We start from the raw sequence: 13,743 nt of genomic DNA on the forward strand, positions 1-13,743 counted from the left end.
CAGCATTCGCAGAGAAGCGCAAACCCCAGTGGAAAGGAAAGTGACATACCACGACGTCGCGAGTTACGTGTTACGAGTTTCGGATTGGGCAAAACAAGCGTTTCTTAACCCGTAACAACGCCCCGGGCGTCGCAACTCGTAACACGTAACCGATAACCCACGAAACAGGAGAGGCTATGTCGAAGAGACTGGTTCTTAAGGAGCTCTCACGGTATGACACCGGCACCTACGCCGATATCATCTACAGGAATGCCATCCTCTACGCTGATGAAATGGCCATGAAGTGCGGCTCTGAGTCAATCACTTTCAAGCAGGTCAATGAGAGGGTAAACAGCCTGATCCACGCACTTTCCTCTATGGGCGTGAAGAAGGGCGATGTCCTGGGCATGCTCTCATGGAACTGCCTCGATTATGCGGACGTGTATGGGGCCGCAATGAAGTTCGGCTACATCTCATCTCCGTTCAATCCGAGGCTGCAACTGGACGAGCTCGACTATCTGATAAACTACTCGGAGACAAATACGCTCTTTGTGGGGCCCCAGCTCGTTGATCTTGTGGAGAAATTGAAGCCACGGATACCAAAGGTAAAGCATTTTATCTCCTTTGAGAAACCGGTGCCAGGCATGATATCCCATCGCGAGCTCCTGGCCACTTTCCCTAAAGACGAGCCTGACGTCGACCTACGGGAAGACGATCCGGTTTTTCTCTTTTATACCAGCGGTACGACCGGGGTGCCTCGTGCCGCGCTTTACACACAGAAGCGTTCTATGGACAACACCCGCAGATTCGCAGTCGCGTTGAGCCTGGAACAGGGCGACAAGCATATCCAGATCATGCCCCTTTTCCACGTGGGAGGAACCTCTAACTTCTGGGGTTACTTCTTCGTAGGCGGCAGCAACGTCATCATGCCGCAGATATCCTTCGATCCAGCTGCCGCGTTGCAGGCAGTTCAGGACGAGAAAGCAACAGACATCCATATCGTTGCAACGCATCTTGCGGCATTTCTCGCAATGCCTGACGTGGACAACTACGATCTCAGTTCGCTCAAGCGTATGTTTTACGCTGCCTCGCCCATGCCGCTCGAACTTTTGAAGCGGGGTCTGGAAAAATGGGGACCCATATTTCTGGAGTTCTACGGCGGGACAGAAGATGGTCCCAATGTCACCATGCTCTCGGTCAAGCAGCATCGGATGGGAATCGAAAATACGGAAAAACAGCACATTCTCACCTCAGCCGGTTTTCCCCATATAGGCGTGCACGTGCGGATCGTCAACGATAACATGGAAGACCTCGAGCCCGGAGAAGTGGGAGAGATTATTGTTTACAGCAAAGCCGTGCTTCAGGAATGGTGGCACAAGCCAGTTGAAACGAAGGAGACGATTACCGACGGCTGGGTTCACACGGGAGACATGGGGCGCTACGATGAGCAAGGCTACATCTACATCGTCGACAGGAAAAGAGACATGATCTGCTCTGGCGGGGAGAATGTCTATCCCCGCGAAGTGGAGGAGGTTCTTTACCAGCACCCTGGTGTGCACGAAGCGGCAGTCTTCGGCATACCCGATGACTACTGGGTCGAGCGGGTGCACGCTGCTGTTGTGTTGAAGGCCGGCATGCAAGCCACCACAAACGACATAACTGAGTTCTGCAAAACGCGCCTCGCGCGCTACAAGGCTCCGAAGTCCGTTGAGTTCCTCGATGCCCTGCCCAAGAACCCATCCGGTAAGATACTCAAGCGTGAATTACGGGAGAAGTACTGGGCAGGAAAAGACAGGAAGGTCTAAAGATCAGGCCCAAGGCTCAGGGAACGAGGTTCAAGTCAAGGTCACGGAAGAGCCTTACCCGCTCCGGTCTACCTTGCTCCTTTAGCCTTGTGCCTTGAGCCTGCCTTATTTGCTCCAGGCGGGCCTGGGATATACCAGCTTTGCTTTCGACACGTTCTTGGGCCAGATCGGCTCGACGATTCCGTTGGTTGTTTGGACTGCAAACGCGAACGGCGGAGGAAGGCCCCGCTTATCGAAGGTTATCGCGTTGCCATACGGGAGATCAAACTTGTTTGCCCTCAGGTAGTCGCGTATCCTTGTACTGTCCAGGGTTCCTGCACCAACCACAGCCAATTCCAGCGTCTTCATCCATGAAAAGCCAAGCCCGAAGTACGTAGGAGCCGTCGGAATATTGAATTTTGCCTTGGCGCCTGCATTGATCAAGTCATTGTAAGCGTAAGGCAGCCGTGCATTCCACCACATCTCGGCAATGACGCTGTTCCCGTCAGGCCCCATCTCCTTCATCCATGCGGGTATAGTCGACGCAAGAAGTTGCCAGATCATCTTGGGATTGTAATTCATCGCCTTGGCGGCACGGGCGATCATTACGCCGTCATCAAACATGCTCAGGCATATCAGCACCTCTGCCCCCCTGCCCTTCGCCTTGCTCACCATCGGGGTCGCGTCACTCAGCGGAAGATTATACGTCTCCTCTGTAACGATTTTGATGTTGTTTTTCTCGAGCCATTTTACGAGCATTGGCTTGGTGGAAAGGCCGATCACGTTATTCATGCTGAGTATGGCAACCGATCTGGGCCACTCGGCTTTGGGTATGAGATCCTCATAGACTCCCGCAAAGGCGATGTACGTCCAGTCACTGATAAGGGGCGGACTCGCAAAACTGTACGTGTAGCCCTGCTCGAATGACGGCAACTGTCCTCCCATGCCGACAAAGATCCTGTTGTATTTCTCCATCATGGGCATCAGCGCCACATTAGACGTCGCGGGATAGCCCCCGAAAACGAGGTCCACCTTATCGATGGTAATAGCACGCTCATAGTAGGTCACCGCCTTCTCAGCAGTGCTTTCATCGTCGTAGATGGTCAGCCTAACCGGTCGACCCAGGAGGCCTCCCCTTTTATTCACATCCTCAACCCAGAACTCGTATCCCTCTTTGATCCACTTCGCCGTCTCCGAGTATATGCCGGTGAGTGGTAAGGACCCGCCGATTCTCAGGGGATTGCCTGTCGGAGCGGACGGCTTCGCTGCCTGACCGAAGCTGGAACTACTGACGAGCATCATTGAAACAAACAGCGCAGAGCAGATTACGAGAACTTTCCTGATTGTCATATCTCCACTCCTTTTTAGAATTATGCCATTAGAGAATGGCGACAGCTCTCACCCATGCACCGCCGGCGCGCTCTATCTTGATCGGGAAGACCGCCACCTTGAATCCGTGGGGCTTGCCTATCTTATCCAGGTTGGCAAGGTTCTCTAGATGACAATACTCTTTCTCTTTGCCTGCATAATGTGCAGCCCACACCCTTCCCTTGATGCCCCGTTTCACTTCATCCACCATGACATTGAAGGGCCTGTCCCATCCCCACGCATCAATGCCCATCACCTTAATGCCTTTAGTGATAAGCCAGAGCGTTGACTCGCGCGTTGCTCCAGGATGAGCATTCATGTAATCGGGTTTACCATAACGTTTGTAAGCACCCGTCATCAGCAGCACGATGTCAAAAGGCTTCAAGGTGTACCGGATTTTCTTGAGCGCCTTTTCGAGATCATCCACCTCTATGGCATCCCCGGCTTTCTTGTGTCGGAAATCGAGGACCACGCCATTGCCGTAGCACCACTCCAGCGGAATCTTGTCAATGGTCTTTGCAGGCCTTCCTCCAGACTTGGGCCCGTAGTGCCATGGTGCATCGAGGTGCGTTCCGCTATGTGTCGTAAGCGTCACATTCTCAACCGCTGCAAATTTGCCATCCGGAAGATCCTCCGGAGTAAGCCCGAAAAACGTCCCGTGCAGCCTCGTTCCGTCTTCGTGCGACAGGTACTGGATATCCACTTTGAGCATGGAGCCGGGAGGAGTCTGCGTAATGGCCTGACTGAGGTCGATAATGCGCGTGGCCCTGGATGGGGATTTCATGCTGATACCTCCGATACTGTGTTGGTAACGACGCTAAACAGAGCACCAGGAATAAAACTGTACCGACCGGTACATAGACGCATACACTACTATATACAAGCAGCGGCGAGCAGTGTCAAGCGTTTATTAGTGCTGCCTTCTCAATCCTCGAGCTTGCCGGCCCTGAAAGCCTTCAGATAGTTTCTGCAGAAGGGGTCCTGGCCTATGAGCACCACGGTTGCGCGCAACGTGGCCATGAGCTTCTTGTCAAGCGGATCGATCAGCGCGCCTTGCAGCCCCGCTTTCATCGCGAGGGTAAGAAAGGTGCGATTAATCAGGGGTCTTTTCGGGAGCGAGAAGGAAACATTTGAAAGGCCGCAGACGGTCTTCACTCCGGGAAGTTCCCGGTTAATTCTTTCAATCGCGTCAAGAAAGATGAGAGCGGCTTTACTGTCAACACTGACCGCCTGGACCAGCGGATCAAGATGAATCCTTTCCCTCTTCACGCCGATGGCTTCGAGGTCGTGCACGAGCTTCGTCGCATTCTCGAGAACCTGATCTGCGGTTTTGGGAATACCGCGTTCGCCTATGCAGAGGGCTACCACATCGCACTCCCGTTCTTTGATAACAGGTGCCATCTTTTCGAAACGAGCCTTTTCTGCGGTAGTCGAATTAAGCATCGGCACATCGCGCACTTTATTCACAACAGCCGCAAGGACCTCAGGGCTGGAACTGTCCAGGGAAAGTCTCGCAGGTACTGCTTCTTCTATGACATCGATAAGCCACCGGAGGTCGTCAAGCTCTGACGCTGAACGGGAACCGGCGTTCACATCGATGATATCGGCGCCCGCTTCCACCTGTGCTTTCACGTCTGCCTGGATATAGACTACATCACGGTTTCCTACAGCCTCATTGACAGCCTTGCGGCTTGTATTGATTCTTTCCCCGACGATCAACATACCTCGTATCCTCCGTCCGTCAGCGCTAGAATAGTGGTGAAGAAGGTAACCACTAAGGATTCAAGTTTCTACAGGAGCGGCAGATTTTTGTCAAGCTGCACTTCACTCTCGATCCATGCCCCGCTACCCTGGCCTTTATGCAATGGGCCATTCCCCTCTTTCCTTCAGCACTTCTCGAAAAACTTTCAAGGCTTCATTCACCGTTGGCATGCCGGCATAGGTGGCAAGTTGGAAAAAAACCTCGGTAAGCTTCCTGGGATCGCACCCCACATTGAGGGCTGCGTTGACATGGAGTCTCAATTCCTCTGTCGCCTTCAGTGCGGCCAGCATGGCGCATGCGGCCATCTGTCGCTCCGGCAGTGTCAGCACGGTCCTGGAATAAAGGTTTCCGGTGATGAACCCTGAAAAGTCGTTCGCAAGGTCCCGGTCAAATTCTTTCCACATCAGATACGGAGGGTCCATCTTAATACCCTTGCCAAAAAGTTTCGCGGCTGTCGCCTGAGTTCTTTTCTTTAACGCATCATCCATGGTGCCGACCTCCTCTTCCCTGCGGTGATCAATCTATTATCACGACGGGCTTGATCCGTCAATACCCCCCGCAATTTGTCCCCAACGCCGCACTTTTGGGACGGAACCCCTTACCTAAAACAATCTTCTGACGATAATATCTATGGCAGGAGAGTGTCGGACTGTCTATCTGCGATGATGAAAGGAGATTGAGCCGTAAAACCGGTAGCTAAAGACCCGTCCTCGGGTCAGCCTATCATAGAAAGGCGATCAGCCAAGGGTCTGAACCCGCCGAAAACACTCGCGCAGATCCTGCAGGATAGCGATGCATTCTCGGTCTGGGTCTCTCATAGAAACGGACAAAAGTCAGACGTGGTCATCACGTTTATCGAGGAACTATCAGAAGCCGACAGAGATGCTCTGGCCTCTAAAGCACATCTGGTCATGGAGCCTGATAACGACCTGCTTGACCAGGTCGCCAAGCTCAAGAAAGAAAACAATCACCTGCGATCCCTCACCCTGACAGATGCCCTCACCGGTCTTTACAACACGCGCTTCTTCACTATGCAGCTCGAGATAGAAATCGCGCGAACACGCCGTACAGGCCAACCCAGCTCCATGATGATGATCGATCTGGACAACTTCAAGCTCTTGAACGATACGATGGGGCACGTACACGGGAACCGCTTTCTTCTGAAGACAGCAAGCACCCTGCGCGAGCAGCTGCGCCCTACCGATATTGTCTGTCGCTACGGAGGAGATGAATTCGCTGTTATAATGCCGGCGACGGACATTTATGATGCGGCCCGTATCGCAACAAGGTTACAGCAGGCAATAGCGTCGATCCCCTTGAAGAAATTACTTCCGGTTTCCGCCAGCATCGGCGTGGCTGAGTATTCAGCAGCGTCTAAAGGGGGTAGCGAAGAGTTTGTGCACCAGGCAGACATGGCTCTCTACAAGGCAAAGAAGAATGGAAAGAACCAGGTCTTCTACGCGGGCAAACCGGAAAAAACCGTAGAGCTTGACTCGGTTACCCAGGAAGAGAAGTGGAGTCTGGCACGCGCCTCGAAGTGGCGGACAGAGCAATTCTTCGGGGGAATCGAACCGCATAACGGAACAGGGAACTCAGGAAGAGCAGCCCTCAAAAAAAGGAGCTAATCATGGACGAACACATTCCGGTGATCGCATCCGTGGCCAGCGGTAAGGGGGGCGTCGGCAAGACCTTCGTTACCATCAACCTGGCTGCTTTGCTGGCAAAAAAAGGAAAGAAAGTTCTCGCCGTGGATTGCGATCTGGGCCTTGCCAACATGGACATCATGTTGGGCCTCAATCCTGCCCTCACCCTTAAAGATGTGATTTTCGGAAACAGCAACGTACGTGAGGCTGTCACTGCGACAGACGCAGGCTTCGATCTGATTGCAGGCAGTTCCGGCGTGAAGGAAATGGCCCAGCCGCTCTACGAAAAGATTCAGCTTGTCAAAGATGCGCTCAGGCCTCTTTTTCCTTCGTACGACTACGTGCTCCTCGATACCGGTGCAGGCATTTCAGAGATGGTCCTTCAGTTCAATCTCATGGCCTACCGCAACATCATCGTGCTCAATCGCGAGCTGACCAGCTTGACCGACGCCTATGCGATGATCAAAGTACTGTATCAGATCTTTGCCAGAGATTGTTTCAGCGTAATCGTGAACTCAACGGCAAACGAAAAAGAGGGAGTGAAGATTTTTTCTCAGATCGATGCAACGTGTAGGAAGTTTCTCGGTTTTCCTTTGGAATACCTCGGCTGTATAACCGGCGATCAGGCGGTCCCCAGGTCCATAGTCAGGCAGCAAGTCCTGGCAATCTCATCACCTCAGTCGGTGGTCACGAGAGATTGCGATCTCCTCAGTCGAAAGATTTGTTCCTGGGCCCCGACCTGCTAGTATCCCTTCTGTCTTTCGCGCTTCTCGAGCAGCACCAGCGTCTCCAGATGAGCCGTATGGGGGAAAAAATCGAATGGCAGGATTTTGATGGGAATGAAGTTCCTGTCTGCCAGATGTTTCAAATCCCGCGCGAGTGTGGAGGGATTGCAGGAGACGTAGATGAGTCGAGGGGCAGCAGCACCGGTGATGAACCTTAAGGCCTCGCCGGTCAAGCCGGCTCTTGGCGGATCGACTATCACGAGGTCGAAGGAGTCTGCGATGCCCAGCCTGTCGGCCTGTTCAGCCTTTTGCCTGTAAAATCGGCAGTTACGCACTTGGTTACTCCTGCAGTTCTCCAGAGCTGCCGCAATATTCTCTTGATTCGAATCAATACCCACAACCTCCCGGACAAAAGGAGAAAGGGAGATCTCGATGGGGCCCGTTCCACAGTAGAGCCCTAGTACCTTTTGACTGCCTGTTGCCCTGCACAGGCCTCCGATCGATTCGTAGAGCCTTCCTGCCATGGCTGCGTTAGGCTGAAAAAACGTTTCCGGATCCATCCTGAACTTGAACCCGGCGATCATTTCCTCCAGGAAAGGCGATCCAAAGAGAATCTCTCTCTTGCGGTTCGCTACGGTCCAGAGGCTGGCGATTTCAGGGACCTCTCTCTGCAGGCTGGTAAGAAGCCATGGAAGCTCCAAAATGCTGTTTCCTTGATAGACGAGGCTAACCATCAGTCTCTTATTCCATTTTGCCTCCCGAATGACGAGCTTTCTAGGTATTGCGACATTTTCTTTCCTTCCGCGAGCATTCGCGTGAATCCTTGAGGCATACTCCGCCATGAGCGGCAAGAGTCGCTCCAGGACTGTGCTGAATATAGGGCACTGCCTGATCTCAACCAGCCTTCCCACATAAGGCTCGAATGGGGAGACTCTTTCTCTGAAGCCTACAGCGCCCGCCGGGCTGTCACCGAAGAAAAGCTCTACCTTGCTTCTGTAATAATACTGGTCAACAGACGGCAGGATTGGAGGCACTTCGATGCGATCAAGCGCTACATTACCTATTCTGCGTAATGTCTGTACAAGATAATTTTGCTTCAGCTCGAGCTGTTTTTCATACTGCAGGTCCTGAAACACACAGCCGCCGCAATGCTGCGTGTGGGCACAGACAGGCTCAATTCTGAATGGAGATTCCCGTTCTATGGAGAGTAACTGGGCAAAGCCGAAACGTTTACTCCGCCTCACCATCTTTGCCTGCACAACGTCTCCCGGCAGAGCACCAGGAACGAACCAGACAAGCTCACCCTGCTTCGCCACACCAAAACCATCCGGGAAAGCTATATCAATAATCTCAAGGGAGCGCATCTCCTCAGAATACTGTTTCATCGGTTGTTCCGCCCCATGTGGTCTTCCTTGCCCCGTGACCCGTGCGCCGTGACCCTCGTTTTATTCGTGCCATACCTGTTCCATGCTCTCTGGTACTCTTGCCAGAGCTCTTCCCTGTGGAGCATCTTCAGAGCCTCCCGGATGAGAGGCCTGTTTTTCGGGTTGCGCCACTGGATGAGTGCCCTTTGCATCTTGCGTTCGTGCGCGCTGCTCGGCACGTAAACGTCGCGGCCCGTAAAGGGGTCTTTTCCCGTATAGAACATGCAGCCGGATGCAGTAAGGGGAAGAGGCATGAAATCCTGGATCTGTTCAGGGCTGATGCCCCGCTTCACGAGGTAGAGCGAAAGATCCAGAGCATCCTGAAGGGAAGAACCCGGATGGGCGCTGATGAAATAATTTACGAGAAACTGCTTCTTCTTCAAGCGCAGGTTCGTTTCCTTGAACCTCTTCACAAACTGCTCGTAGACCGCAAAACCCGGTTTGTTCATCAGCCTCAGCACCTTGTCTTTCGTGTGCTCCGGGGCCACTTTGAGCTGCCCGCTCACATGATGCTCGCAAAGCTCATCTAGGAAGAGGCGCTCCTCACCGTCTCCTGTCAGCAGGTCGTAGCGCAACCCGCTTTCTATAAAGAGATGCTTCACCCCGGGCAACTCGAGGATCTTTCGGTAGAGACTCATACTCTCCTCATACCCCAGCTTGAGATTTCCGCATCTTCGCGGCACGAAGCAGTTTTTTTCTGCGCAGGCGCCTTTGCGCTCCCAGCGGGCGCAGCGCGCCATGAACAAGTTCGCAGTCGGGCCACCCACATCAGTGATCGTTCCTTTGAAGTCGGTCCTCTCAGAAAGAAGTCTCGCTTCCCTGAGAAGAGAGGCAGATGTACGCGACTGGATGATCCTCCCCTGATGCATACCGAGCGAGCAGAAGGCGCAGCCGCCCGCGCAGCCGCGGTGAGACGTGATTGAAAATTTCACGGTTTCAAAACCAGGTACACCGCCGTATGGGCTGTAACGCGGATGCCAGGCACGCTCGTACGGCATCTCGTAGATTTGATCGAGCTTTTCCGGCGCAAGTGGTCTTGCCGGTGGAAACTGAATGACATAGCGCGCAGCATGCTTCTGGAGAATAGTACCTCCCCTCACCGGGTCCTGATGTTCGGCGATCGTCGCAAAGGCACGGTTAAATTGTTCCTTGTCCCGCAGCACCTCCTCATAGGAAGGTATTTCGACAATCCCGCGGTCAGGCTCGATTTCTTTTGCCACAAGGGCCGTACCCCGGATGCCGTAGAGATCCCTGCCCTCGCGCAGGCGCCGCGCAACCTCTACAACCTGCTCCTCTCCCATGCCGTACACCAAAAGATCGGCCCGCGAATCAATCAGAATGGAGCGGCGGACGCTGTCGTCCCACCAATCGTAGTGAGCGAAACGCCTGAGGCTGGCCTCGATTCCTCCAAGCACTATGCACGCATCTCCGAAGGCCTCCCTGATGCGGTTGGCATAGACGGTCACAGCCCTGTCCGGACGAAGTCCTGTGTTGCCTCCGGGTGAATAGTCGTCCACGCTGCGCCGCCGCTTAGTGGACGTATAGTTGGCCACCATGGAGTCGAGGTTTCCCGAAGTAACCCCGAAGAAGAGACGCGGTTCCCCGAGCTGCTCAAATGCTTCAGTCGAACGCCAGTCCGGCTGGGCTATGATGCCCGTTCTGAAACCTGCCGCCTCCAGTCTTCTCCCGATGACTGCCGCTCCATACGACGGGTGGTCCACGTACGCATCGCCGCTTACCAGGATTACGTCAAGGTAATCCCAGCCCCTTGCTGAGAGATCCTCTCTGGAAATAGGGAGAAAGGCCATAACAGAGTGCAGAGTGGCCAGTGGCCAGTGAAATCAAGTAACGCAATAGTGTAGCAGATGTGGTGTGGTATCAGCAATGACGGAAAAGTAAGGCACGGTAGCTGTTGAAACAGGTGACAGAAACTGACACACCTTATCTCATTACCATGAAACCCTTTGTTTCATGACATCAGTGCGGTGGCAGCTACAGGAACAGTTCGCGCAATGCTCTCTGAATTGTCCCCAGGTCCTCGTCTGTATTCAGCGCAAACACTCTGAAACAGGGCAGCTCCTTCGGCTCTTCCTCGATTGAGAGTTGTTTCTCCAGAATCGACGGGTGTCCGTCCGACACGTCTGTGCTCTCGGCCAGACGCTTCTGTATCCTCTCTCTCAACACTCTTTCGGGCGCAAAACAATGCACAAAAAATGGGTTCAACCCGGCTGCGCAGCAGGCGCCGAAGAAGGCAAGCCGCTGCTCCTCTTTCAAGTACGTTGCATCTACGATAACCCTCCTGCCGCCTCTCGCCTCTTCCACGGCGCGCTGTAGGAGCAGATGGTAGGTCCGGCGCGTAATCTCTTCATCGTACATACCTGTGCCGTATTCCACGTACGAGTGCCTGTCTGGCTTTTGTCCCAGCGATTCCTTCCGCACAACATCCGAGCGAAGCAGTACGGCATCCGGGATAAGTCCATTCGCTATCGCCGACTTTCCAGAGCCCGACACGCCCATAAAAACAACAGGGTTAAAGTGAGTGCCGTCGCTCCTCATATAATGATCCGCCAGTGCGAAGTATTCCCTTGCCCTGCCGAGCGCTCTGCCCTGCTCCTTCTCGTCCGGCAGGCTTCGGGCCATGATGCCCTCTATCTTTCCCCGCACCACTGCCCGATAGATTTTGTAGAAACGGAGGAGCTGACTCACCAGCGCGTAGCGCTGCACAGAGAAGTACGACTTGAAAAGATTCCGGGAAAGATCGAACCTGCCGCGAAACTCCAGATCCATAAGGAGAAAGGCTATATCTTCCAGAATATCACTGATCCTGAAGCGTTTGTTGAATTCGATACAGTCAAAAATAACCGGTGGGTTGGTCAAACAAACGTGCTGGGAATGCAGGTCTCCATGGCCCTCACGAACGAGGCCGTCCCTTACCCGCTTGGCAAAAAGGTCCTTCCACTGTTTAATGAATCCTCTCGTGTATTCTACAAGATCATCGTACAATCGCTGGTCGAGCGTCTTGCCGACAAAAGACCTGATCTCCTCGTGGTTCTCCTCCGTGGTGGCAATCACTGATCCCAATCCTCCATGTTGCCCCCCGCGGAATTCCGGCACCTCAGCATGAAAACGAGCCAGTCTCAGCCCGACAGGCTCAAGCTCCCTGTAAATCAACCGTCCTTCAATTATGAGATTATGAAGCAGCTTCTCCTCGGGAACCTTCCTCATCTTCACCGCGTATTCGGCTGTTTCTGCACCAGCTCCTTTCAGCAAAGAATACGTGTTCTTCGTAGCGTAGATCGTGCTCACGCCCAGGTAAAAATCGGGAGCAAGCCGAGAATTGAGTCTCACTTCCTCGCGGCAGAAAAACCGCCTCCTCTCAAGCGATGTGAAATCGAGAAAGTCGAGTTTTACCGGCTTCTTGATCTTGTATACATGGCTATCGCCCACAAAGACATGGGAAATGTGGGTCTCGTGATGGGTAATGGTATTCGGCTTCTCGGGATAGCTCTCCGGATTAAGCAGAAACTCGATAAGCTTCGGATCAATCTCCATCGGTAAGCCCTGCACAAAGTGAGCAGTAAACAGCCGGAAGGTAACAGAAACACTATACAACAAAAAACCGCTGCGATGCAGCAGGAAAAATAGACTGCCTGCCGCCACTACCCGCAATGAACTTACTTCTCGTCGCTTGTTTGCTTTTTGCTCACTGCTCACATTGTAGTGTTGCACTGGGTTGACCCTCAATGTGCAATCATGGTATTACTGAGCCATGTTTCGGACAAGGATCTATTACCAGGACACCGATGCCGGCGGGGTCGTCTATTTTGCCAACTATCTCAAACTGTTTGAAAAGTCATGGTTCGAATACCTGGCATCACTCGGCATACTGCTTCCGGAGTGGGAAAAATTGGATACCTTTGTCCTCGTAAGAAAGGTGCTTCTCGACCTGCTTGACAAATCTCAATACGGAGACGAGCTGGAAGTGCATACGTCGGTCTCTGACATGAAGAATGCCCAGTTCACTCTTCTTCACGCGATTCATAAGAACGGAAAGATAATAACCCGCGGCGAAACATTGATGGTCTGCGTGGATGCCACAGGCAAACCAAAGCGCATTCCTGATGAATTCAAGAATAGGCTCCTTCATGCCAAGAACGTTCAATGACAATGAAATAAAAGAAGCAATGCTCAAGATCCACAGAGAAAGCTATGAGCTCTGGTGGCGACTGGTTAATGCCACGCGAGACAAAGAACAGCTGCGATCCCTGTACCGGTACAGGGAAGGGTTTGATCACGCCCTTATCAATCTAGCGAGGAAACTCGGGGTAGATTTATCAGGCTCCGGGACAAGAAAAACAGAACAAAAAAAAGAAACGACGGAAGAGGACGCAGCCATCCCGGAGGGTCAGCCTCCCGTCTGTAGGCAATGCAACGAGCTCCTCTTCAAGGTAAGCAAGAAAGTCTGGAATTGTCCGCACTGTAAATTAGACTATCTCCTCGGCGAAGACTGACACCCATCTGGCTTCAAGCGCCTAGCTTGGTTGCCCTTCGGCCCCCGCTTACTCGACGTACTACAGTACGCCTCCGTAGCGTGAGCCTCGGACCGCCTGGGTCTCCAGCTTGAATGTGAACCCCCGCTAACCTTTCACCGAAAGATTACTCGAATGTTATTGCAGGAACGCCAGATAGCGGCGATTTGGATTCGTCCGGAGACCAAGGCGGCAGCGAGGAGCCGACGCAGGCGTACTTTGGTACGTCGAGGAGCGCGACGCAGCGATAACGAAGGTATATGGACGAAGGCGAATCGCCGCTACTTGCCGCGCAGGGTATCCCAGCTCTTCAGTATCTGCGTTGCCATATACAGCTGGAAATCCTCCTCCTCGAGGCTCTTCTTTTCAGGCTCACCGGGCGCAGCCAGATTGGCGGCTGGCGGAGGCGTAACGACGGGTTTCTTCTGGTTTTCCCCCTCAAGGTGCTTATCCAGATCTCTCTCCTTGATGGGTGCCACCATTCGGTCACGCCGCCTCGTCATATCATTCTCAATAAGTATGTCGGGCG

At 53.2% G+C, this 13,743-nt stretch carries 13 protein-coding genes; 5 read left to right on the top strand and 8 right to left on the bottom strand.

Annotated features, from left to right (window positions below; all coding sequences use genetic code 11):
• Positions 1 to 176 precede the first annotated feature (176 nt).
• Positions 177 to 1,784, top strand: coding sequence for a long-chain-fatty-acid--CoA ligase (locus VMT71_10370; protein ID HVN24363.1), 1,608 nt, complete (start codon positions 177 to 179; stop codon positions 1,782 to 1,784).
• Positions 1,785 to 1,889: 105 nt separating this feature from the next.
• On the opposite strand, the gene VMT71_10375 is transcribed toward VMT71_10370, so the two are convergent.
• The 4 genes from VMT71_10375 to VMT71_10390 form a co-directional block, all read right to left on the bottom strand.
• On the bottom strand, positions 1,890 to 3,113 hold the full coding sequence (locus VMT71_10375; protein ID HVN24364.1) for an amino acid ABC transporter substrate-binding protein: 1,224 nt from the start codon (positions 3,111 to 3,113) through the stop codon (positions 1,890 to 1,892).
• Positions 3,114 to 3,141: 28 nt separating this feature from the next.
• Positions 3,142 to 3,915, bottom strand: a complete 774-nt coding sequence (locus VMT71_10380) for a cyclase family protein (protein HVN24365.1) — start codon at positions 3,913 to 3,915, stop codon at positions 3,142 to 3,144.
• Positions 3,916 to 4,055: 140 nt separating this feature from the next.
• Complete coding sequence (locus VMT71_10385; GenBank protein ID HVN24366.1) at positions 4,056 to 4,853, bottom strand: dihydropteroate synthase; 798 nt, start codon at positions 4,851 to 4,853, stop codon at positions 4,056 to 4,058.
• Between the two features lie 135 nt (positions 4,854 to 4,988).
• Positions 4,989 to 5,381 carry a carboxymuconolactone decarboxylase family protein gene (locus tag VMT71_10390; protein ID HVN24367.1) on the bottom strand — a complete coding sequence of 131 codons (393 nt, stop codon included), beginning with the start codon at positions 5,379 to 5,381 and terminating at the stop codon, positions 4,989 to 4,991.
• A 351-nt stretch (positions 5,382 to 5,732) separates the two neighbouring features.
• On the opposite strand from VMT71_10390, the gene VMT71_10395 reads away from it, so the two are divergent.
• Entirely contained in the window at positions 5,733 to 6,518 is a 786-nt protein-coding gene (locus tag VMT71_10395; protein ID HVN24368.1) for a GGDEF domain-containing protein, read from the top strand.
• A gap of 2 nt (positions 6,519 to 6,520) precedes the next feature.
• Positions 6,521 to 7,282, top strand: coding sequence for a MinD/ParA family protein (locus tag VMT71_10400; GenBank protein ID HVN24369.1), 762 nt, complete (start codon positions 6,521 to 6,523; stop codon positions 7,280 to 7,282).
• Here the strand turns inward: VMT71_10400 and rlmD are convergent.
• From rlmD to VMT71_10415, 3 genes are all read right to left on the bottom strand, one after another.
• A complete protein-coding gene (gene rlmD, locus VMT71_10405; protein ID HVN24370.1) occupies positions 7,279 to 8,646 on the bottom strand; it encodes a 23S rRNA (uracil(1939)-C(5))-methyltransferase RlmD in 1,368 nt (455 codons plus the stop codon). The genes VMT71_10400 and rlmD overlap by 4 nt on opposite strands.
• Positions 8,643 to 10,493 (bottom strand): YgiQ family radical SAM protein, encoded by a 1,851-nt coding sequence (locus VMT71_10410; GenBank protein HVN24371.1) that lies wholly within the window; start codon positions 10,491 to 10,493, stop codon positions 8,643 to 8,645. The genes rlmD and VMT71_10410 overlap by 4 nt, the downstream gene beginning before the upstream one ends.
• 184 nt (positions 10,494 to 10,677) lie before the next feature.
• Complete coding sequence (locus VMT71_10415) at positions 10,678 to 12,237, bottom strand: AAA family ATPase (GenBank protein ID HVN24372.1); 1,560 nt, start codon at positions 12,235 to 12,237, stop codon at positions 10,678 to 10,680.
• A 217-nt stretch (positions 12,238 to 12,454) separates the two neighbouring features.
• Here VMT71_10415 and VMT71_10420 point away from each other — a divergent pair, with 217 nt between their 5' ends.
• The gene (locus VMT71_10420; GenBank protein HVN24373.1) at positions 12,455 to 12,850 is read left to right on the top strand and encodes a thioesterase family protein; all 396 of its coding nucleotides are present in this window, start codon (positions 12,455 to 12,457) and stop codon (positions 12,848 to 12,850) included.
• Positions 12,831 to 13,196, top strand: coding sequence for a hypothetical protein (locus VMT71_10425; GenBank protein HVN24374.1), 366 nt, complete (start codon positions 12,831 to 12,833; stop codon positions 13,194 to 13,196). The genes VMT71_10420 and VMT71_10425 overlap by 20 nt, the downstream gene beginning before the upstream one ends.
• Positions 13,197 to 13,495: 299 nt before the next feature.
• On the opposite strand, the gene VMT71_10430 is transcribed toward VMT71_10425, so the two are convergent.
• Positions 13,496 to 13,743: hypothetical protein (locus tag VMT71_10430; protein HVN24375.1), on the bottom strand; the 248-nt coding region annotated here is incomplete at its 5' end.

The sequence above is a fragment of the Syntrophorhabdales bacterium genome (assembly GCA_035541455.1).
Taxonomy (GTDB): domain Bacteria; phylum Desulfobacterota; class Syntrophorhabdia; order Syntrophorhabdales; family WCHB1-27; genus JADGQN01.